Genomic DNA, 19,586 nt, shown 5'->3' with positions numbered 1-19,586 from the left:
ATTTGAGTCAATCGTGTTTTTGCGAACCCGAGAAAAATGCGGCTCAGTGGGCGCAATCCTCTGGCAGGCATGGCTTTCGCCTGCTGCGATGCAGCAATTTTGAGCTGCACGAGGCAGGCGGTCAAAATATCTTGATTTACTGGAACGTTCCATTTAATAGGCGCGGGCAAGGGAGAGAGCCATGGACATCACCTTGCCCGGGGAAGGCGGCGGCCGTATCCGCTACAGGCTTGTCGGCCAGCCGGTGCAGCCTGTGGCCGGCGCGCGGTTCTCGCGCATCGCCTACGCCGCCGCCCATGTCGTTGCCGATCCCCTCGCCATGACCGATCCGTGGTCGAGGCCCGCGGTCGACTGGGAGAAGACGATGGCGTTTCGCCGTCACCTTTGGCGGCTTGGCTTCCGTGTCGCCGAAGCGATGGACACCTCGCAGCGCAGTATGGGTTTCGATTGGGCAAACGCCAGGGAATTGATCCGCCGCTCGATCGCTGAGGCGCGCAGCGTCGACGGCGCCGATCTTGCGTCGGGCGCCGGCACCGACCATCTGGCGCCGGGGGCCGCCAGCACGCTCGACGATGTCATCGCGGCCTATGAAGAACAGCTCGGCTTCATCGAAGGGCTTGGCGGCAAGGCGATCATGATGGCCAGCCGCACGCTGGCGGCGATCGCCAAAGGCCCCGACGATTATGTCGGCGTCTACGACCGCATCCTGTCCCAGGCGTCCGGCAAGGTCATCCTGCACTGGCTGGGCGACATGTTCGACCCGACGCTGAAAGGCTACTGGGGCAGCAGCGATTTCGAAACCGCGCTGGAGACGGTGATCGCGATCATCGAACGCCATGCCGGCAAGGTCGAGGGCATAAAGATCTCGCTGCTCGATGCCGGCAAGGAGATTGCCCTCAGGGACCGGCTGCCCGAGGGCGTGGTGATGTTCACCGGCGACGACTTCAATTACCCCGAGCTGATCGCCGGCGACGGCGACAGACATTCGCACGCGCTGCTCGGCATCTTCGATGCGATCGCGCCGGTCGCCAATGCAGCGCTGGCAAAGCTGGCCGCCGGCGACCGCGCCGGCTATGACGCGCTGATGGCCCCGACAGTGCCGCTGTCGCGCAAAATCTTCGAGGTGCCGACCGAATATTACAAGGCCGGCATCGTCTTCATGGCATGGCTGAACGGCCACCAGGAGCATTTTTCGATGATCGGCGGCATGCAATCGGCGCGCGGCATCCGCCACTATTCCGATGTCTTTCGCCTTGCCGACCAGGCAGGGTTGCTGGCCGACCCCAAGCTTGCCATTGCCAGAATGACAAGCCTCTGCGCGGTAGCGGGCGTCTGATCGCGAGCGCTACAGCGTCCGATCCAAAGGTTGCTTCGCGTGGCTTTGCGATTTGCCTTGTCTGGGCAAATCTGTATGCGGTATGCGTCCGGCAACAGAGAAGCCGATCCGGCGCTCCGCCGGCCAACTGGCATAGCTGCCGTTCTGCATTGGGGTAAGCTGATGACCTTCGACCTTCAGGGCAAGCGCGTTTTCGTGGCCGGACATCGCGGCATGGTCGGCTCGGCCATCCTGCGCCGATTGGCCGACGAGGATTGCGAGCTCCTGACCGCCTCGCGCGCCGAGCTCGATCTTCTCGACCAGTCCGGCGTGCGGCACTGGATGGCCGACCGCAAGCCGGATGCAGTGGTGATGGCGGCGGCCAAGGTTGGCGGTATCCTGGCCAACAACAGGCTTCCGGTCGATTTTCTGCAGGACAATCTCGTCATGCAGAACAATGTCATCGACAGCGCCTTCCGCAACGAGGTGCAGAAGCTGCTGTTTCTCGGTTCATCCTGCATCTATCCCAAATTCGCGGCGCAGCCGATCTCCGAGGACGCCTTGCTGACCGGGCCGCTCGAGCCCACCAACGAATGGTATGCGATCGCCAAGATCGCCGGGCTGAAACTGTGTCAGGCCTATCGGCGCCAGTACGGCGTCGACTACATCTCGGCGATGCCGACCAATCTCTACGGTCCGGGCGACAATTTCGACCTCAATTCCAGCCATGTCGTGCCCGCTCTGATGCGCAAGGCGCACGAGGCCAAGCGCGCCGGGCGCAAGAGCCTGGAGGTGTGGGGATCAGGCACGCCTATGCGTGAATTCCTGCATGTCGACGACGCCGCTGACGCGCTGGTCTGGCTGCTGAAGAATTATTCGGGCGACAGCCACATCAATGTCGGCTCGGGGGAAGACATCACCATTGCCGACCTTGCCCGCACCATCGTGTCGGTCGCCGGCGCCGATGCCGCAATAACATTCGATGCGACGAAGCCGGACGGCACGCCGCGCAAGCTGATGGACGTATCGCGTCTGTTCGCCACCGGCTGGCGCCCGCGCTACTCGCTGCGCAGCGGATTGGAACAGACCTATTCGTGGTTTCTCCAGCACGTCGAGACCGGCGATCTCCGCCTCGGCGCGGCCTGAAGCTGAATTGGCGAGCTCGGCATCAGGATTGGATGAGGCTGAGAACGACAGCCGATGAAAATACCGACGGCCAATCGAGGGATTGTCTGGATGGTGGGCGTGACAGGGATTGAACCTGTGACCCCTGCAATGTCAATGCAGTGCTCTCCCGCTGAGCTACACGCCCATCCGAAGCCGCGCATACACCATTTTTGGTTCGGCACGTCAATAGCGGGAAAGGGGAAAGAATGGCTGGCTTGCGGCGTCGGTCAAGACGCGACAAAAGCGCGTCAGGCGGCCTGCAGCATCTTTTCGACTTCGTTGACGAGGTCGCGCAGGTGGAACGGCTTCGATAGCACCTTGGCGTCTTTCGGCGCCTTGGAGTCAGGGTTCAGGGCGACGGCGGCGAAGCCGGTGATGAACATCACCTTGAGGTCAGGATCGATCTCGGTGGCGCGACGGGCGAGCTCGATGCCATCCATCTCGGGCATGACGATGTCGGTCAAAAGCAGCGAAAAAGGCTCCTCGCGCAGCCGCTCATAGGCACTGGCGCCATTGTCGAAATCGCTGACCTGATAACCGGCGCGCTCCAGCGCCTTGACGAGGAACCGGCGCATGTCGTCGTCGTCTTCCGCCAGCAGAATGCGTGCCATCTTGTCCCGTCCGAATCACCCAACCGACAATGCCGTGCGGCAAGCCCGTTAACCATGCTGTATATGAGGAGGTGACGGTAAACATCAAGTGAACGTTGGGCGCACAATCCTGATTTGGCTGGCGCTTCGGCGGCTGGACATGCGAGCGGCGAGGTGGCACTTTCCTATCATGATGCATTGGTATTCCCGGGTTCGTTCAAATTGAAAACGGCAGCCGAGGATTTTTCGGTCGTTCCACCCTTCGAAATCCGATCGGGCGCCGAACAGCGCGTTCCCTTCCTCTTCAACTCGCCGCATAGCGGCCGCTACTATCCGGACCGGTTCATGGCGATGGCCAAGCTGGACCGCAACGCGATCCGTCGCTCCGAGGACTGCTATGTCGAGGAATTGTTCGGCGGTGCCGTCGCGCTAGGGGCGCCGATGCTGGCGGCAAACTTCCCGCGTGCCTATCTCGACGTCAACCGGGAGCCGTGGGAACTCGACCCGCGCATGTTCGCCGAACCGGTGCCGTCATTCTGCAACATCCGCTCAGCGCGGGTGGCCGGCGGACTCGGCACCGTGCCCAAGCTTGTAGGCGAGGGGCTCGACATCTATTCCGGCCGCTTGCCGCTGGCGGAAGCCGTGGCGCGCATCGAAGCGGTCTACAAGCCCTATCACGAGACGCTGAAACGGCTCTTGACCAGAACCCATGCGCGCTTCGGCTATGCCGTGCTGATTGACTGCCACTCGATGCCGGCAAGCATAAGGGTCGGCGACAGCGGATTGCGGCCGGATTTCATCGTCGGCGACCGTTTCGGCATCTCGGCCGCGGCGGCGTTGACCGAAACCGCGATCGGCCTGCTCACCGGCATGGGCTACAGCGTCGCCCACAACAAGCCCTATGCCGGAGGCTTCATCACGGAGCACTATGGCCGCCCAGTGCGCCATCTGCATGCGCTGCAGATCGAGGTCAATCGGGGGCTCTACATGAATGAGCGGACGTTCCAGAGATCATCTGGTTTCGACGCCCTGGCGGACGATCTGGCGCGGTTTTCAGCCGAACTGATGGCGATGCCCGATCACAATTTCATGGATCTGCCTCTGGCCGCAGAATAGCGCCGGAATCGCGGCACTCGCCGCTCATGCGGCGGCACAAAAAAAGACCGCATCGTTTGCACGACACGGTCGAAGTCTAGGGAGGAAACGCCCAAGGAGGGCATGGACAGGAACCCTGTCCGAGAACAAACGTATTGTGCGCTGCACAAATGTCAAGGCGCGTTCCGGGTTTTTTAATTCACTGTGAAGTGGAAATTGCATTTCCACGATGATTGCGTTGCATTCGAGCAACAGTTAGCGTCCAGCGAAAGGCTCCGAACGCCCTTGTTTCGGCATAAAACCGAGGGCTAACGGGCATCTCAAACATGCTGGAGCGGGAGAATCAGTTGGACGTCAGCATCGAGTTCATGCGGCGCGTTGCGCATGCCGCCGCAGCCGAGACCTTGCCGCGCTTCCGCAATCAGGGCGCGGTCACCAACAAGGAGCGCGGCAGCTTCGACCCCGTCACCGAGGCCGACCGCGAGGCCGAGCGGGCCATCCGGGCGCTGATCAACGCGCAATACCCCGATCACGGCATCCTCGGCGAGGAGCATGGCAGCGAAAACATCTCCAGCCGGCATGTCTGGGTGATCGATCCGATCGATGGAACACGCGCCTTCATCTCCGGCCTGCCGGTATGGGGAACACTGGTCGGGCTGACGGTCGACGGCGATGCCGTCGCCGGCATGATGTCGCAGCCCTTCACCGGCGAGCTGTTCTACGCCAATGCCTCCGGCTCGCATTATGAAGGTCCGGGTGGCCCGCGAAAACTCGCGACGCGCAAGACGACGAATCTCGCCGAGGCGACGCTGTTCACTACCACGCCGGCGCTGTTCAAGGGAGACGCGCGCCTGCGCTATGACGTATTCGAGAAGCAGGTCCAGCTCGCCCGTTACGGCACCGACTGCTATGCCTTCGCCATGGTGGCCGCGGGCAGCGTCGATATCGTCGCCGATCCCGGATTGAAACCCTACGACATCGTCGCACTGATCCCGATCATCGAGAAGGCAGGCGGCGTCGTCACCACTTTCGAGGGCGGACCGGCGGAAAAGGGCGGCGACATCCTGGCGGCGGCGACACCGGAACTGCACGCGGCGGCGATGGCGGCGCTGCGCGGCTAGGCATCCGGTGCACCCGCGCGTCTGGTTTTGCGCAAATCCGACGGAAACCGCGGTACGGTTCCAAAGTGCGTCGCGCGTTGAATGGGGGCGCGCTCGCATTTTTTGTATGTCGTTATCGTACAACCGCTGCGCACCTTCGACATGCATTAGCTATCGGCAGGCCAAGCGTCCGAGAGACGCAGGCCCCACAAAATGAGCGCGAAAGAGATAAGGCCGGTCGGCGCGGACGAATACGCCACACCTTTGATCACAGCTTCCTGAAAGGCGCTTCCGTGGAAGGCTCCGGCCGCTAACGGCATAGTCTCGTTGCCGGCCGCCCAGGCGCTGGCGATCACGTAGGCGGCCAGGATCGCCAAAGCCGAATAGATCAGCAGCCAGAATGCAATCCGCGACGTCGCCGCGCCGAGATTGAGCCTAGACCATGTGAGGCCTAGCGCCAGCAAGAGAACGCCCTCCAGGGCGCTGAGCGTGTGCGCGGACAGTCCGAGCCGCGGTGCGGCGAGATACGGTATTGCAAACCCTTGGAATGACGAAAACAGCAGCAGCGCGACGCCAATCTGCAGTAGCCGATGCCCCTGACGTGACAGCGTGTTTGATGCGTTCATGGTCGTTTTTCTCCCGGCGAATGGCCTCCAACCTCTTTGGCAGCAAGCTAGCGCTCGATGCCTGAACGGGAATAAGGGGGCACGCTGCGCCGGACAAGCGACCCGTGCGGGCTTTGTTGGCGGGCGCCGCGAAGCGGTCAAACAGCGTCGCCGGTTCCGGGGATGAAGGCATCGAATGCCGCAAGCAACTGCTCGCGATAGAGGTCGGCTTCCTGGAGGATCTCATGGCGGGCGCCGTCGATCATCACTAGCGAGCCGACGCGCAGACGTCTCGCATAGGCTTCGACTGCCCTGGTCGAGACAACTTGGTCGGCGCCGGCGGCGATCATCAGCAAGGGCACCTGGATCTTGGCCATGAAATCCGGGTCGCTGACGATCAAGGATGCCTCCGTGGCCGCCTTCAGCCAGCGGATCGTCGGTCCGCCGAGCGCCAGCTGCGGATAGGTTTCGTAGATCAGCGTGTTGCGCCGATAGCGCGCCGGGTCGCTGGTCAGCTTGTTCATGGCGAAGGGCACCGATTCCTTCGGCCGCGGCCCCCATGCGGCATAGAGCCGGCCGAGGCCGAGAAGGCAGAACAGCGAACAGATGCGGCGAACGGTTATTACCGAAACCGGCAGGTCGGGCACTGTGAAGAACGGTGCGATCAGCACCATGCGGCGCACGCGGTTCGCCATCGAGGGCGCGGCGAGCAGCGCAATCACCGCGCCAGCCGAATGGGCCAGTATGTAGTAGGGTCCTCGGCAATCGGGCAGCACGATCTCTTCGAAGAACTGCTCCAGATCGCCGGTGTAGTCGAAGAAGCTCTGGACGTAGCCGCGCTGTCGGTTGCCGATCATCCGGTCGGAAGCGCCCTGGCCGCGCCAGTCGAGGGTTGCCACGCCAAAGCCCCGGTCGGCAAGGTTGCGAATGGTCTCGAAATACTTCTCGATGCACTCGTTGCGGCCGGTCAGGACGACGACGGTGCCCTTCATGGGGCGGGCAACCGCGGCAAACAGCCCATAGCGGATCTTCTTGCCGTCGCGCGTGGTGAAGAAGCCACCGGCTGCGTTTTCCGGCAGCGGATTGCCCGGAGTTTCATGGAAGACGGGGGTCTGGTGGAAAAGATCGGTCATACGGTGTTTGGCTGGTGTCGGGGCCGACGGGCGCAAGTCAGGCATAAACGCCCATGCGCCAAAAGCAAAGGAATTCGGGACGCCGGGGAGCTCGACAGGCAGCGAAGAAATAAGGCCGGAAGCAGCCTTGGGCGTACTCCCGGCCTCTGTCGACCCGGGAGGAAGGGACGTTGCACCCGGTTCGGCCTCGTCGTGTCGCCTTTTTCGCGACCTGTTCGTTATCTCGAGAACAGTTTTAATGCCGCTTGGCTGAACGCTCGCCGAAGCCACGGTTCATCTGCCGTTCATCGGCATCGGGACGTCGGCCGGGACCGGTCCTGTTTGGACGCGGGAAAATCTTGAAATGCCGTCGTCCGCTTCCCAAATTTGTCATGCGGTCGCCAATGTCGGGGCCGCTGGCCCATCCGGAACGCTGTTACGGGTTTCGCACCGGCCATACGCAACCTTGTTGCTCAACAGGAGAACACATCATGCGTCACGTTGATTTTTCCCCGCTCTACCGTTCGACCGTCGGTTTCGACCGGCTGTTCACCATGCTCGACTCGCTTGCGCAGCCGGAAGGCCAGACGTATCCGCCTTACAACATCGAGCGCACGGGCGAGGATGCCTATCGCATCTCGATGGCTGTGGCCGGCTTCTCGGAAGATGAGATTTCGATCGAAGCTCACCGCAATGTGCTGACCGTCAAGGGTGAGCGCAAGGAGGAAGGCAATGGCGAAGGCTCCGAACTGCTCTATCGCGGTATCGCCAGCCGAGCCTTCGAGCGCCGCTTCCAGCTTGCCGATCACGTCGAGGTTGTCGGCGCCGCGCTGAAGAACGGGCTGCTCTCCGTCGACCTCAAGCGCAACATCCCCGAAGAGCTGAAGCCGCGCAAGATCGCGATCACCTCGGCTCCGGCCAAGGCCAAGCAGATCGAGGCCAAGACTGCCGCCTAAGCCAGGCAGCTACGTTCTCCGGGGACGCCAACTCCCCGGGAAGAAAGGGCGGTGCAGCAATGCGCCGCTCTTTTTGCTGGGTAAGGCTTGCTATCCGGCGAGCAGGTAGCCGAAACGGTCGACCTCGTCGGGCGTGGTCGCGAAGCTGGTGACGAAGCGGTAGAGCGCTTCGTCCTCGCCGATGTGGCCGTCGTAGCCGAGCGGCCTGTGCCAGTCGTGGAAGGCCGCGCCTGCCGCTTGCATGCTTTCGGCCTCGGCCTTTTTCATGACCGCGAAGACCTCGTTCGCCTGCGGCAGCCAGGCCAGCCGGGCGGAAGGGGAATCTTCTATCGCCGCGGCAAGCCGTGCCGCCATCGCATTGGCGTGCCGTGCCGTATCGAGCCATAGCCCACCCCTGAAATAAGCATCGAATTGCGCGGCGATGAAACGCGATTTCGAGAACAGCTGGGCCGCGCGCTTGCGCAAAAAGGCCAATTCCTTGGCTCGCTCGAGGTCGAACAGCACGATCGCCTCGGCGCACCAACAGCCATTCTTGGTGCCGCCGAAGGAGAGGATGTCGATACCGTGCTTCCAGGTCATTTCGGCCGGCGTCGTTTCCAGCGCGACGAGCGCATTGGCAAAGCGGGCCCCGTCCATGTGCAGCGGCAGTCCATGCTGCTTTGCGATCGCCGAAATCCTGGCGATTTCGTTCAGCGTGTAGACGGTTCCGACCTCGGTCGACTGAGTGATCGAAACGGCAACCGGCCGCCCGGAATGGACGTTTTCGGGTGCGAAACGGTCCACCGCCCGTTCCAGATTGCCGGCATCGATTTTGCCGAGCGCGCCTTCGACTGTATAAAGCCGCGAACCGCCGGTGAAATATTCCGGTGCACCGCATTCGTCCTCGATGACGTGCGATTCGCGATGGCAGAAGGAAATGCCGCCTGGCTTGTTATAGGTAGTCAGCGACAGCGAATTGGCAGCGGTGCCGGTGGCGACGAAAAACACCGCGACTTCGCATTCGAAGATCTCATTGAAGCGCTGGTAAACTGCCTTGTCGAGGACGCCGTCGCCATAAGCGGTGGAGAAGCCCTCGGCATGGGCCGAGAGGCCGGCAGCGATACGGGGATGGGCGCCTGCCCAATTGTCGGAAGCGAAAATCATGCGTCTGCCTATGCTGGGGAAATCGGGGCGAGCTTGGCCGCTTTCGCATGCCGGCCGCAAGGGGCAGACACCGAAAATCCGCTAAAGCCAGCGAAACGCATGAGCGTACATGCAGCGACGAAAGGTTACGCTGATACCGCGTTCCGCGCAATTTTCTGTGGCGAAAGCTTCAAGAATTTTGTGAATCGGTCTTGTGTGCATCCAAAATTTCTGTCATAAAAATTTAGGACAGTAGTGCTGTCTTATTTTGTCGCACAAAACTGCCCGCATTGGCATTATGATTGCGCCTCTGCGGCCATTGCCGCGAGCGACAGCTAGACAGCCTGGCTCTGGCCTGTACGAATACCATATGCGAACGATGCGGAAAGCCGCACGGTCGGCAAGAATTTCGCAAGACGTGCCGCAAGATTGAAAGGGGAGCCACGCGCTTCCCGACGGAAACCAGCGCCCGAAGGGGACGGAACGGAGGACAGGACGATGACGGACATGACGCCATCTGCGACGAAGGCCGCGCAGACGAAAGCGGCAGCCGTCAAAAATCCGTCTCTGACCAATATTTGGCGAACCAACACCGGCTATGCCGCGCGCGGCCTCTACGATCCGCGCAACGAGCATGATGCCTGCGGCGTCGGCTTCATCGTCAACATGAAGGGCGTGAAGTCGCACCAGATCGTCGAGGACGGCCTTGCCGTGCTCGAAAACCTGACGCATCGCGGCGCGGTCGGCGCCGATCCGCTGATGGGCGACGGCGCCGGCGTGCTGGTGCAACTGCCGGACCGCTTCTTCCGTGAGGAGATGGCCAAGCAAGGGGTCGAACTGCCGAAGCCCGGCCACTATGCCGTCGGCCAGGTGTTCATGCCGCGCGACCCGGAGCTGCAGGCGCATATCGAAGGCATCATCGCCGAGGTGGCGCAACTCGAGGGCCAGCCGCTGCTCGGCTTTCGCGACGTGCCGGTCGACAATTCGTCGCTGTCCAAGGCGCCCGACATCGCCGCTTCCGAGCCGGTGCACCGGCAGGTGTTCCTGGGCCGCGGCGCCGAGATCGAGAACGACGACGATTACGAGCGGCGGCTCTACATCCTGCGCAAGGTCATTTCCGGACGTATCCACGAGGAGACCAAAGGCGTCGACAACGGCTTCTATGTCGTCTCGATGTCGTCGCGGACCATCGTCTACAAGGGCATGTTCCTGGCCTATCAGGTCGGAGCCTACTACAAGGACCTCACCGACCCGCGTTTCGAGACGGCGCTGATCCTGGTCCACCAGCGCTTCTCGACCAACACGTTCCCGTCGTGGAAGCTGGCGCATCCCTACCGCATGGTCGCCCACAATGGCGAGATCAACACGTTGCGCGGCAACGTCAACTGGATGGCGGCGCGCCAAGCTTCGGTCGATTCCGAACTGTTCGGCAACGACATCTCGAAACTGTGGCCGATCTCCTACGAAGGGCAGTCGGACACCGCCTGCTTCGACAATGCGCTCGAATTCCTGACGCAGGGCGGCTATTCGCTCGCCCACGCCATGATGATGCTGATCCCGGAAGCCTGGGCCGGCAACAAGCTGATGGGTCAGGACCGCAAAGCCTTCTATGAGTATCACGCAGCCCTGATGGAGCCGTGGGACGGGCCGGCGGCGGTTGCCTTCACCGACGGCCGCCAGATCGGTGCCACGCTCGACCGCAACGGGCTGCGGCCGGCGCGCTACATCGTTACCGATGACGACCGCGTCATCATGGCCTCGGAAGCCGGCGTGCTGCCGGTGCCGGAGGAAAGGATCGTCAAGAAGTGGCGGCTGCAGCCCGGCCGCATGCTGCTGATCGACCTGGACAAGGGCCGCATCGTTTCCGACGAGGAGATCAAGTCGGAGATCGCGACCAGGCACCCCTACAAGAGCTGGCTCGCCAACACCCAGCTCATCCTCGAAGATTTGAAGCCGGTCGAGCCGCGCGCCCTGCGCAGGGACGTCAGCCTGCTCGACCGCCAGCAGGCGTTCGGCTACACCCAGGAAGACACCAAGCTGCTGATGTCGCCGATGGCGACCACCGGCCAGGAAGCAGTCGGCTCGATGGGCACCGACACGCCGATTTCGGCGATGTCGGACAGATCGAAGCTGCTCTACACCTATTTCAAGCAGAATTTCGCCCAGGTCACCAACCCGCCGATCGACCCGATCCGCGAGGAACTGGTGATGAGCCTGGTGTCCTTCATCGGGCCGCGGCCCAACATCTTCGACCTGGTCGGCAATTCGCGCCGCAAGCGGCTCGAAGTGCGCCAGCCAATCCTGACCAATGGCGATCTCGAAAAGATCCGCTCCATCGGTCACACCGAGGACCGTTTCGACACCAAGACGATCGACATCACCTATGCTTCGAATGAAGGCGCGGCCGGCATGCAGGGCGCTATAGACCGGCTATGCGAGCGCGCCGAGGCGGCGGTCGCCGGCGGCTACAACATCATCATACTGTCGGACCGTCAGCTCGGCCCGGACCGCATCGCCATTCCGGCGCTGCTGGCAACGGCGGCCGTGCATCATCATTTGATCCGCAAGGGATTGCGCACCTCGGTCGGGCTCGTCGTGGAATCCGGCGAGCCGCGCGAGGTGCATCATTTCTGCTGTCTCGCCGGCTACGGCGCCGAGGCGATCAATCCCTATCTCGCTTTCGACACGCTGCTCGACATGCACAAGCGTGGCGAATTGCCAGCGGAGGTCGATGCCTACGAGGTCGTCTCCCGCTACATCAAGTCGATCGGCAAGGGCATCCTGAAGGTGATGTCCAAGATGGGCATCTCGACTTATCAGTCCTATTGCGGCGCGCAGATCTTCGATGCCATTGGGCTGAAGTCGGAGTTCGTGCACAAGTACTTCACCGGTACGGCGACGCTGATCGAAGGCGTCGGGCTGGACGAGATCGCCGCCGAAACGGTCAGCCGTCACACCGACGGCTTCGGCAACGACCCGGTGCTGCGCAACAGCCTCGAGGTCGGCGGCGAATACATGTTCCGCATGCGCGGCGAGGCCCATATCTGGTCGCCCGACGCAGTGGCGACCTTGCAGCACGCTGTGCGCCAGGGCTCGTGGGAGACGTTCAAGGACTATTCCGCCCAGATCGACAGCGAGACGGCGCAGGCGCAGACCATTCGCGGCATGTTCAAGATCAAGCTTGCGCAAGAGACCGGGCGCAAGAAGGTCGAACTCGACGAGGTGATGCCGGCGGCCGATATCGTCAAGCGCTTCTCGACCGGGGCGATGTCCTTCGGCTCGATCTCCAGGGAAGCGCACACGACGCTGGCGCGCGCCATGAACGCCATCGGCGGCAAGTCGAATACCGGCGAGGGCGGCGAAGAGGCCGACCGCTATCTGCCACTGCCGGGCGGCGGCAAGAACCCCGAACGCTCGGCGATCAAGCAGGTCGCTTCGGGACGCTTTGGCGTCACTGCCGAATATCTGGTCAATTCCGACATGATGCAGATCAAGGTCGCGCAAGGGGCAAAGCCCGGCGAGGGCGGCCAGCTGCCGGGCCACAAGGTCGACGCAACCATAGCCAAGGTCAGGCATTCGACGCCGGGCGTCGGCCTGATCTCGCCGCCGCCGCATCATGACATCTATTCGATCGAGGATCTGGCGCAGCTCATCTACGACCTGAAGAACGTCAATCCGGCGGCCGACGTATCGGTCAAGCTGGTCTCGGAAGTCGGCGTCGGCACGGTTGCGGCCGGCGTCGCCAAGGCGCGTGCCGACCACATCACCATATCAGGCTATGACGGCGGCACCGGCGCTTCGCCGCTGACCTCGCTCAAGCATGCCGGCAGCCCGTGGGAGATGGGCCTTGCCGAGACGCACCAGACGCTGGTGCTCAACGGCCTCAGGTCGCGCGTCGCGCTGCAGGTCGATGGCGGCCTGCGCACAGGGCGTGACGTCATCATCGGCGCGCTGCTCGGCGCCGACGAGTTCGGCTTCTCGACCGCGCCACTGATCGCGGCCGGCTGCATCATGATGCGCAAGTGCCATCTCAACACCTGCCCGGTCGGCGTCGCGACGCAGGACCCGGTGCTGCGCAAGCGCTTCAAGGGCACGCCCGAGCACGTCATCAACTTCTTCTTCTATGTGGCGGAAGAGGTGCGGGCGCTGCTTGCCGAGATGGGCTACACCCATCTCGACCAGATCATCGGCGACACCGACCTTCTGGAAAAGCGCGAGCTGATCCAGCACTGGAAGGCGCGCGGACTCGACTTCAGCAAGATGTTCTACAAGCCCGATGCGCCACACGAGGCGGTGCACTGGACCGAGCGGCAGAAGCATCCGATCGACGACGTGCTCGATCGCAAGCTGATCGAACTGGCAAAGCCGGCGCTTGAAGCCAGGCAGCCGGTCGGCATCGAACTGCCGATCCGCAACGTCGACCGTTCGACCGGCGCCATGCTGTCGGGCGAGGTGGCAAAGCGCTTCAAGCACAAGGGCCTGCGCGAGGACACGATCTCGGTGAAGCTCACCGGCACGGCCGGCCAATCCTTTGGGGCCTTTCTGGCGCGCGGGATTTCGTTCGAACTGGTGGGCGCTGCCAATGACTATGTCGGCAAGGGTCTGTCGGGCGGCCGCATCGTCATCCGCCCGCCGGAGAACACGAAAATCGTTGCTGCCGAGTCCATTATTGTCGGCAATACCGTGCTCTACGGCGCAACCGAGGGCCAGGCCTATTTCTGCGGCGTTGCCGGAGAGCGTTTTGCTGTGCGCAATTCGGGTGTCGCCGCGGTCGTTGAAGGCGTCGGCGACCACGGTTGCGAATACATGACCGGCGGTATCGTCGTCGTCATCGGCCAGACCGGCCGCAACTTCGCCGCCGGCATGTCGGGCGGCGTCGCCTATGTGCTCGACGAGGCGGGCGATTTCGCCGAACGCTGCAACATGGCGATGGTCGAGCTGGAGCCGGTTCCGGAAGAGGACGACCTGATGGAAAAGCTGCTCCACCATGGCGGCGATCTCGACCATAAGGGCCGTGTCGACGTATCGGGCGATATGACCAGCCACGACGAGGAGCGGCTCTACCAGCTGATCTCCAACCACGTCCACTACACGGGCTCGGTACGAGGTCGCGAAATCCTCGACGATTGGGCGACTTTCCGGCCGAAATTCCGGAAGATCATGCCGGTCGAATACCGCCGCGCGCTGATCGAGATGGAGCGGATGCGCATGAACGTGGCGGCGGAATAGATTTGGAAATTGCCGGGGGCCCATGCGTCCTGGCAACCATCTTCATCAACAATCCTGACCTCGGACTGAAGGTTGCCACGGCTGCCTTATGAGGTTAACGGGTGCGTCGCCAGGCGTACCTTCCGGACAGCAGGGACTGGACTATGGGCAAGGTAACAGGGTTTCTCGAGATCGACCGGCAGGTGCACAAGTACCAGCCGGCTTCCGACCGCATCCGGCATTTCCGTGAGTTCACGCTGCCGATGTCGGACAAGGAGGTCGAGAAACAGGCTGCGCGCTGCATGGATTGCGGCATTCCGTATTGCCATGGACCGACCGGCTGCCCGATCCACAACCAGATCCCCGACTGGAACGACCTCGTCTACAATGGCGACTGGGAAAACGCGATCCGCAACCTGCATTCGACCAACAATTTTCCGGAGTTTACCGGCCGCATCTGCCCCGCACCTTGCGAGGAAGCCTGCACGCTGAACCTCGAGGATATTCCGGTCGCCATAAAGACGATCGAGCAGGCGATTGCCGACAAAGCCTATGAAACCGGCCATATCCGGCCCTATCCGCCGGAACGGAAGACCGGCAAGCGCGTCGCGATCATCGGCTCGGGGCCGGCGGGAATGGCGGCTGCCCAGCAACTCGGCCGCGCCGGCCATGACGTTCACGTCTATGAGCGCGAGAGCCGGCCGGGCGGGCTGATGCGCTACGGTATCCCCGACTTCAAGATCGAGAAGCATTATATCGACCGGCGCATCGAGCAGATGCAGGGCGAAGGTGTCAGCTTCCATTGTGGCGTCAATGTCGGCGTCGACAAGCCGGTAGCCGAACTGCTCGCCGAATATGACGCGGTCCTCTATTGCGGCGGTTCCGAAACACCGCGTCCGGCCAACATCCCTGGCGACGATCTCGACGGCGTGCACGACGCGATGCCGTATCTGGTTCAGCAGAACAAGCGTATCGGCGGCGAGCCGATCCAGTCGGTGGCATGGCCGTCGCGCCCGATCGTCGCCGGCGGCCAGCACGTCGTCGTCGTCGGCGGCGGCGACACTGCCTCCGACTGCGTCGGTACCGCCTTCCGCCAGGGCGCGGTGCGCGTCACCCAGCTCGACATCCGGCCGCAGCCGCCGGAAAAGGAGGACAAGCTGTCGGTCTGGCCCTACTGGGCGACCAAGATGCGCACGTCGTCCTCGCAGGCCGAAGGCGCCGAGCGCGAATTCCAGGTGGCGACGCTTGAATTCATTGGCGAAGACGGCCAGCTGACCGGGGTAAAATGCTGCGAAGTCGACGAAAAGCGCAAGCCGATCGCGGGCACGGAATTCGTCATCCGCGCCGATCTCGCTTTCATCGCCATCGGCTTTGCCGGGCCAGCCGCTCGCGGGCCGGTCTCGGAACTCGACGGGCAGATGAAGATCGTCACCGACAGCCGCCGCTCGAAGAATGTCGAGGCCAATGACCGGGACTACAGGACCAGCGTCGAAAAGCTCTATGCGGCGGGCGACGTGCGGCGCGGCCAGTCGCTGGTCGTCTGGGCGATCCGCGAGGGCCGCCAGGCGGCGCGTGCAATCGACGAGGCGCTGATGGGATCGAGCGTGCTGCCGCGCTGAGCCCGTTCCGAAACTCTACAGAAAGAGGCGCCAGCTTTACTGCCGGATCGCCGTCGTCGTATCGGATGCGGCCGCCGTCGCAGGCTGTGTCTTGGGCGGCCAGGAGAAATCGTCAGCGCGGCCCGGTGAGGCGTCGGGCGCCTTGCCCTCGACGATCAGCCTTTCCCCCGGCAAATTCTTGTCAGCTTTTGCCGGCGGGGCGGCGCCGAGAAGTTCCGAACCGCCGTCCAGCGCCGGATCGCTGAGCAGCATCGGCACGGTGCGATCGACAGCTATCGGCGCGGCAGCAGGTGCCGGCGCCTCGACGGGAGCGCCGGCCGGGGCAGAAGCCGTCACCACGCTTCCCGGCGCGGCCAGCCCCAGGATCTTCATCAGCGGCTTTTCGGTATAGAAGGCGAGCTTGCGCTTGCCGGCCTTCGACATGTTGATGCCGTCGTCGGAGCGCAGGCGCACCGATTGGCCGTTGATGTCCGGTCCGCTGGTGATGAAGGCGCCGTTCTCGTCGACAAACCCGTCCCAGACGTCGACGAATTCGCCGCCGTGGCTTTCGGCGGACGAGCGGAAGATATCGTTGAAGGCCAGCATGTCGGAGGTCATTTTCGAGACCCGGAAGGCCGGCATGCCAACCCACAAATACGGCACCTTGGTTGCGGCGATGGCCTTGCCGAACGCATCGGTCCGGCGCTCGTATTCCTTGGTCCAGTTCTCGGATCGCGGCTGCTCGCGCACATCGCCGACGCGCATCTGCTGCCGGTCGTTGGATCCGAGCATGACGACGACGGCTGCCGGTTTTTCGGCAGCGATCAGCGACTTGACCTGTTCTGGCCAGTTGTAGACATCGTCACGCACGAAGCCGGACGATCCGTTGGCACGGACGACGATCCTGACGCCGGTGTTTTCGGCAAAGGCGGCGTCGAGCCCCTCAGCCAGCCCAGACGCCATGAAATCGCCGACCACCAGAACGACGCGTGCATCCGGCGCCTTCTCGGCCACTGGGGTTGTCGGCTCGGCCGGCGGCGGCCGGCGAACTGACCGGGGCTTTCTCAGCTTGGGCCTAGGCTTTGTTCTCTGGAATTCTCTCTGGAATTCGGGCGGCGGCTGCTCAAACCGCTCGCTTCTGCGCGGAAACAACAGGTCGCGCAGCGACCAGCCACGACTTTCCGGCTCCTGCGCCATGGCCGAGGTATGAAAGGCACTGGCGGCGCCGACTGCCAGAACGGCGATCGCCAGAACCAGAATCGGCACGCGACGAACAATTAACCGGATGCGCGCAGCCGAAACCAATCACCCTCTCCATCCCGTAACCGGCTCTAGTTCTGCCTGAGCCATTTGAGCACTTCCTTGCTAGGATACCCGTCCTGGGTCAAGCCGGCCTTTGCCTGGAAGGCCATGATGGCGGTTTTCGATCCGTCACCGATCTTGCCGTCGAACTTGCCGTCGTAAAAGCCGTGCTCGGAAAGTCGCTTCTGAAGCTCCTGCCTTTCCTCGAAGGAGAGCTTGGTAAACGGTCGCTTCCAGTCCTGCACAAGCCCGCCATAGCCGGCGATTTCGTCGGCAAGAAGGCCCACGGCGAGCGCATATTTGTCAGCATTGTTGTAACGCTTGATGACCGAGAAATTCGTGATCATCAGGAAAGCCGGCCCGCCGCGGCCGCCGGGCAGCTTCAACGTCGCCTTGTCGGCACCGTTCTTGAACGGCTTGCCGTTGGCACGGGTGACGCCCAGCGCCTGCCATTGCGACAGCGACTTCGAGCCTCCGGGCAGCTTCTTGCCGTCCGGAAGGCTGACTTCATAGCCCCAGGTCTTGCCTGCCTGCCAGCCGTTCTTCCGCAGCAAATTGGCGGCTGTCGCCAGTGCGTCGGGAATAGAATTCCAGATGTCGCGCTTGCCGTTGCCGTCCATATCGACCGCATAGGACAGGTAGCTGGTAGGGATGAACTGGGTATGGCCCATCGCGCCGGCCCATGAGCCGCTGAGATGGCTTTCGTCGATGTCGCCGGTTTGCAGGATCTTCAGCGCCGCGATCAGCTGGGTGCGGGCAAATTTCGCTCGCTTGGGGTCCGCATAACCAAGCGTCGCCAGCGAGCGCACGACATTGCGCATGATATCATCGCGCTTGAGGGTTTCGCCGTAGTTCGATTCCATCGACCAGATGGCCAGCAGGATGTAGCGGTCGACGCCGTATCTTGCCTCGATCCTGTCCAGCCAAGGCTTCCATTTCCTTGCCATTTGCTGGCCGACGGCGACCGACTGGTCATGGACGCGGTTGTCGAAATAATCCCAGGCGGGTGCGGTGAATTCGGGCTGAGTACGAGCCTTTTCCAGCACCACCGGGTCAGCATCGTTGATGCCCTTGAATGCCTGGTCGTAGACGGAGCCGGAAACGCCGCTCGCCACGGCGGTAGCACGGAAGCTGGCGACCCATTGGCGGAAGCCGGCATCGGCAAAAGCCGGCCCGCTGGGCATGAGCAAAGCAAGCGAGAGGCTGGCGGCCGTCAGGACGCTGGTGAAGCGCCTTGCGGCGTTGCGAACGGACATCTTTTCCTCCTTCTTCATCTCAGGAAGACTATTCATCGCCGAACCCGGTTAGCATTTGGTTTACCATAGGTGCCGTGCGGGGTGAAAAGATGCGTCAATGCTTTACCAGCTGAGATTTATGACCCACCGTTCAGTAATCCTCGATTTCGGCATGAAAATGTCTCGAATCGGGATTGCCGAACAGGCATGCAAATGGATAATTGGCACATGAAGAGAGTTCGCAAGGCAGTGTTCCCGGTTGCCGGTCTCGGCACGCGCTTTCTCCCTGCTACCAAGGCCATTCCCAAGGAAATGCTGACGGTCGTCGACAGGCCGGTCATCCAGTATGTGGTCGATGAGGCGCGCGATGCCGGGATCGAGCATTTCATCTTCGTGACCGGCCGCAACAAGGCGGTCATCGAGGATCACTTCGATGTCCAGTTCGAGCTCTACGACACGCTTGCGCAGCGCGGCAAGGACGACCAGCTCGCCCGCCTGCAGCGGCTGCAGCCGGCGCCGGGGCAGACCAGCTTCACCCGCCAGCAGGTACCACTCGGCCTTGGTCACGCCGTCTGGTGCGCGCGCGAGCTTGTCGGCGACGAGCCCTTTGCGCTGCTGTTACCCGACATGATCATGCAGTCGGAAAAAAGCTGCATGAAGGATATGGTCGAGCTTTACGCCGAGACCGGCAACAACATCGTCGCCGTGCAGGAATGCGATCCGGCCGAGGCGCACAAATACGGCATTGTCGGCCGCGGCGATGACGCACATCACGGTTTCCGCATCACCGGCATGGTGGAAAAGCCGAAGACCGGCACGGCGCCGTCGAACCTCTACATCAACGGACGCTACATCCTGCAGCCTGAGATATTCAAGATACTCGAAGGCCAGGAAAAAGGCGCCGGCAACGAGATCCAGCTCACCGATGCAATGCTGAAACTGCAGAAACAACAGCCCTTCTACGGCTATCATTATCGCGGGCGCACGTTCGACTGCGGCTCGCCCGAAGGCTTCGTCGAGGCCAACGTTGCCTTCGCGCTGTGGCGCAGCGACATGAATGCAAGCATGGCCGGTGTCATTCGCACACTTCTCGACGAACTCGCGCCGTCAGAGCGCCGCGGCCTAGCCTTATAGTGTCAGCACCGGTTGCCGCGCTGGTCGGCAAAAGCGCGCCGCGTTCG

General features: G+C 62.5%; 14 protein-coding genes and 1 tRNA gene. 8 read left to right on the top strand and 7 right to left on the bottom strand.

Going from position 1 to position 19,586, the window contains the following annotated elements; translation table 11 throughout:
- Window positions 1-181 precede the first annotated feature (181 nt).
- Both NKH42_RS24700 and fcl read left to right on the top strand, forming a co-directional pair.
- The gene (locus NKH42_RS24700; protein ID WP_352688018.1) at window positions 182-1,336 is read left to right on the top strand and encodes a dihydrodipicolinate synthase family protein; all 1,155 of its coding nucleotides are present in this window, start codon (window positions 182-184) and stop codon (window positions 1,334-1,336) included.
- A gap of 162 nt (window positions 1,337-1,498) precedes the next feature.
- Window positions 1,499-2,461 (top strand): GDP-L-fucose synthase, encoded by a 963-nt coding sequence (gene fcl / locus NKH42_RS24695; protein ID WP_352752556.1) that lies wholly within the window; start codon window positions 1,499-1,501, stop codon window positions 2,459-2,461.
- A gap of 91 nt (window positions 2,462-2,552) precedes the next feature.
- Here the strand turns inward: fcl and NKH42_RS24690 are convergent.
- Together NKH42_RS24690 and cpdR are read right to left on the bottom strand one after the other, a co-directional pair.
- Window positions 2,553-2,627: transfer RNA gene (locus NKH42_RS24690), tRNA-Val, on the bottom strand.
- A 103-nt stretch (window positions 2,628-2,730) separates the two neighbouring features.
- Complete coding sequence (cpdR, locus tag NKH42_RS24685; protein WP_006199474.1) at window positions 2,731-3,093, bottom strand: cell cycle two-component system response regulator CpdR; 363 nt, start codon at window positions 3,091-3,093, stop codon at window positions 2,731-2,733.
- A 153-nt stretch (window positions 3,094-3,246) separates the two neighbouring features.
- Here cpdR and NKH42_RS24680 point away from each other — a divergent pair, with 153 nt between their 5' ends.
- Both NKH42_RS24680 and hisN read left to right on the top strand, forming a co-directional pair.
- Entirely contained in the window at window positions 3,247-4,188 is a 942-nt protein-coding gene (locus tag NKH42_RS24680) for an N-formylglutamate amidohydrolase (RefSeq protein WP_254816915.1), read from the top strand.
- Between the two features lie 326 nt (window positions 4,189-4,514).
- Window positions 4,515-5,288: a histidinol-phosphatase gene (gene hisN, locus NKH42_RS24675; protein ID WP_352688022.1), complete on the top strand. Its 774-nt coding sequence runs from the start codon at window positions 4,515-4,517 to the stop codon at window positions 5,286-5,288.
- Between the two features lie 146 nt (window positions 5,289-5,434).
- Here hisN and NKH42_RS24670 read toward each other — a convergent pair whose 3' ends face one another.
- Both NKH42_RS24670 and NKH42_RS24665 read right to left on the bottom strand, forming a co-directional pair.
- A complete protein-coding gene (locus tag NKH42_RS24670) occupies window positions 5,435-5,893 on the bottom strand; it encodes a styrene oxide isomerase (RefSeq protein ID WP_352752554.1) in 459 nt (152 codons plus the stop codon).
- Window positions 5,894-6,030: 137 nt separating this feature from the next.
- Complete coding sequence (locus NKH42_RS24665) at window positions 6,031-7,005, bottom strand: alpha/beta fold hydrolase (protein WP_352688026.1); 975 nt, start codon at window positions 7,003-7,005, stop codon at window positions 6,031-6,033.
- A gap of 470 nt (window positions 7,006-7,475) precedes the next feature.
- Between NKH42_RS24665 and NKH42_RS24660 the strand changes: the two genes are divergently transcribed.
- Window positions 7,476-7,940, top strand: coding sequence for an Hsp20 family protein (locus NKH42_RS24660; RefSeq protein ID WP_352478207.1), 465 nt, complete (start codon window positions 7,476-7,478; stop codon window positions 7,938-7,940).
- A 90-nt stretch (window positions 7,941-8,030) separates the two neighbouring features.
- Here NKH42_RS24660 and NKH42_RS24655 read toward each other — a convergent pair whose 3' ends face one another.
- Complete coding sequence (locus NKH42_RS24655; RefSeq protein ID WP_254816920.1) at window positions 8,031-9,083, bottom strand: threonine aldolase family protein; 1,053 nt, start codon at window positions 9,081-9,083, stop codon at window positions 8,031-8,033.
- Window positions 9,084-9,560: 477 nt separating this feature from the next.
- On the opposite strand from NKH42_RS24655, the gene gltB reads away from it, so the two are divergent.
- Both gltB and NKH42_RS24645 read left to right on the top strand, forming a co-directional pair.
- Window positions 9,561-14,291 carry a glutamate synthase large subunit gene (gene gltB / locus NKH42_RS24650; RefSeq protein WP_352688028.1) on the top strand — a complete coding sequence of 1,577 codons (4,731 nt, stop codon included), beginning with the start codon at window positions 9,561-9,563 and terminating at the stop codon, window positions 14,289-14,291.
- Window positions 14,292-14,434: 143 nt separating this feature from the next.
- Window positions 14,435-15,889, top strand: coding sequence for a glutamate synthase subunit beta (locus NKH42_RS24645; RefSeq protein WP_254816922.1), 1,455 nt, complete (start codon window positions 14,435-14,437; stop codon window positions 15,887-15,889).
- Between the two features lie 36 nt (window positions 15,890-15,925).
- Here NKH42_RS24645 and NKH42_RS24640 read toward each other — a convergent pair whose 3' ends face one another.
- Window positions 15,926-17,173, bottom strand: a complete 1,248-nt coding sequence (locus NKH42_RS24640) for an SGNH/GDSL hydrolase family protein (RefSeq protein WP_352688030.1) — start codon at window positions 17,171-17,173, stop codon at window positions 15,926-15,928.
- Between the two features lie 26 nt (window positions 17,174-17,199).
- Window positions 17,200-18,426: a lytic murein transglycosylase gene (locus NKH42_RS24635; RefSeq protein WP_254816924.1), complete on the bottom strand. Its 1,227-nt coding sequence runs from the start codon at window positions 18,424-18,426 to the stop codon at window positions 17,200-17,202.
- 207 nt (window positions 18,427-18,633) lie between these two features.
- On the opposite strand from NKH42_RS24635, the gene galU reads away from it, so the two are divergent.
- Window positions 18,634-19,539 (top strand): UTP--glucose-1-phosphate uridylyltransferase GalU, encoded by a 906-nt coding sequence (galU, locus tag NKH42_RS24630; protein WP_352506340.1) that lies wholly within the window; start codon window positions 18,634-18,636, stop codon window positions 19,537-19,539.
- Window positions 19,540-19,586: the final 47 nt, after the last annotated feature.

Source organism: Mesorhizobium sp. M1142, from assembly GCF_040318565.1.
Lineage (GTDB): Bacteria > Pseudomonadota > Alphaproteobacteria > Rhizobiales > Rhizobiaceae > Mesorhizobium.
This window is presented reverse-complemented; position numbering and strand designations above follow the sequence as displayed.

Excerpts from the sequence above, each read along its gene's own strand:
- fcl (WP_352752556.1), top strand. The coding sequence starts at position 1,499 with ATGACCTTCGACCTTCAGGGCAAGCGCGTTTTCGTGGCCGGACATCGC.
- NKH42_RS24670 (WP_352752554.1), bottom strand. The coding sequence starts at position 5,893 with ATGAACGCATCAAACACGCTGTCACGTCAGGGGCATCGGCTACTGCAG.
- NKH42_RS24645 (WP_254816922.1), top strand. The coding sequence starts at position 14,435 with ATGGGCAAGGTAACAGGGTTTCTCGAGATCGACCGGCAGGTGCACAAG.
- NKH42_RS24660 (WP_352478207.1), top strand. The coding sequence starts at position 7,476 with ATGCGTCACGTTGATTTTTCCCCGCTCTACCGTTCGACCGTCGGTTTC.
- NKH42_RS24635 (WP_254816924.1), bottom strand. The coding sequence starts at position 18,426 with ATGTCCGTTCGCAACGCCGCAAGGCGCTTCACCAGCGTCCTGACGGCC.
- cpdR (WP_006199474.1), bottom strand. The coding sequence starts at position 3,093 with ATGGCACGCATTCTGCTGGCGGAAGACGACGACGACATGCGCCGGTTC.
- NKH42_RS24665 (WP_352688026.1), bottom strand. The coding sequence starts at position 7,005 with ATGACCGATCTTTTCCACCAGACCCCCGTCTTCCATGAAACTCCGGGC.
- NKH42_RS24700 (WP_352688018.1), top strand. The coding sequence starts at position 182 with ATGGACATCACCTTGCCCGGGGAAGGCGGCGGCCGTATCCGCTACAGG.
- NKH42_RS24655 (WP_254816920.1), bottom strand. The coding sequence starts at position 9,083 with ATGATTTTCGCTTCCGACAATTGGGCAGGCGCCCATCCCCGTATCGCT.
- galU (WP_352506340.1), top strand. The coding sequence starts at position 18,634 with ATGAAGAGAGTTCGCAAGGCAGTGTTCCCGGTTGCCGGTCTCGGCACG.
- gltB (WP_352688028.1), top strand. The coding sequence starts at position 9,561 with ATGACGGACATGACGCCATCTGCGACGAAGGCCGCGCAGACGAAAGCG.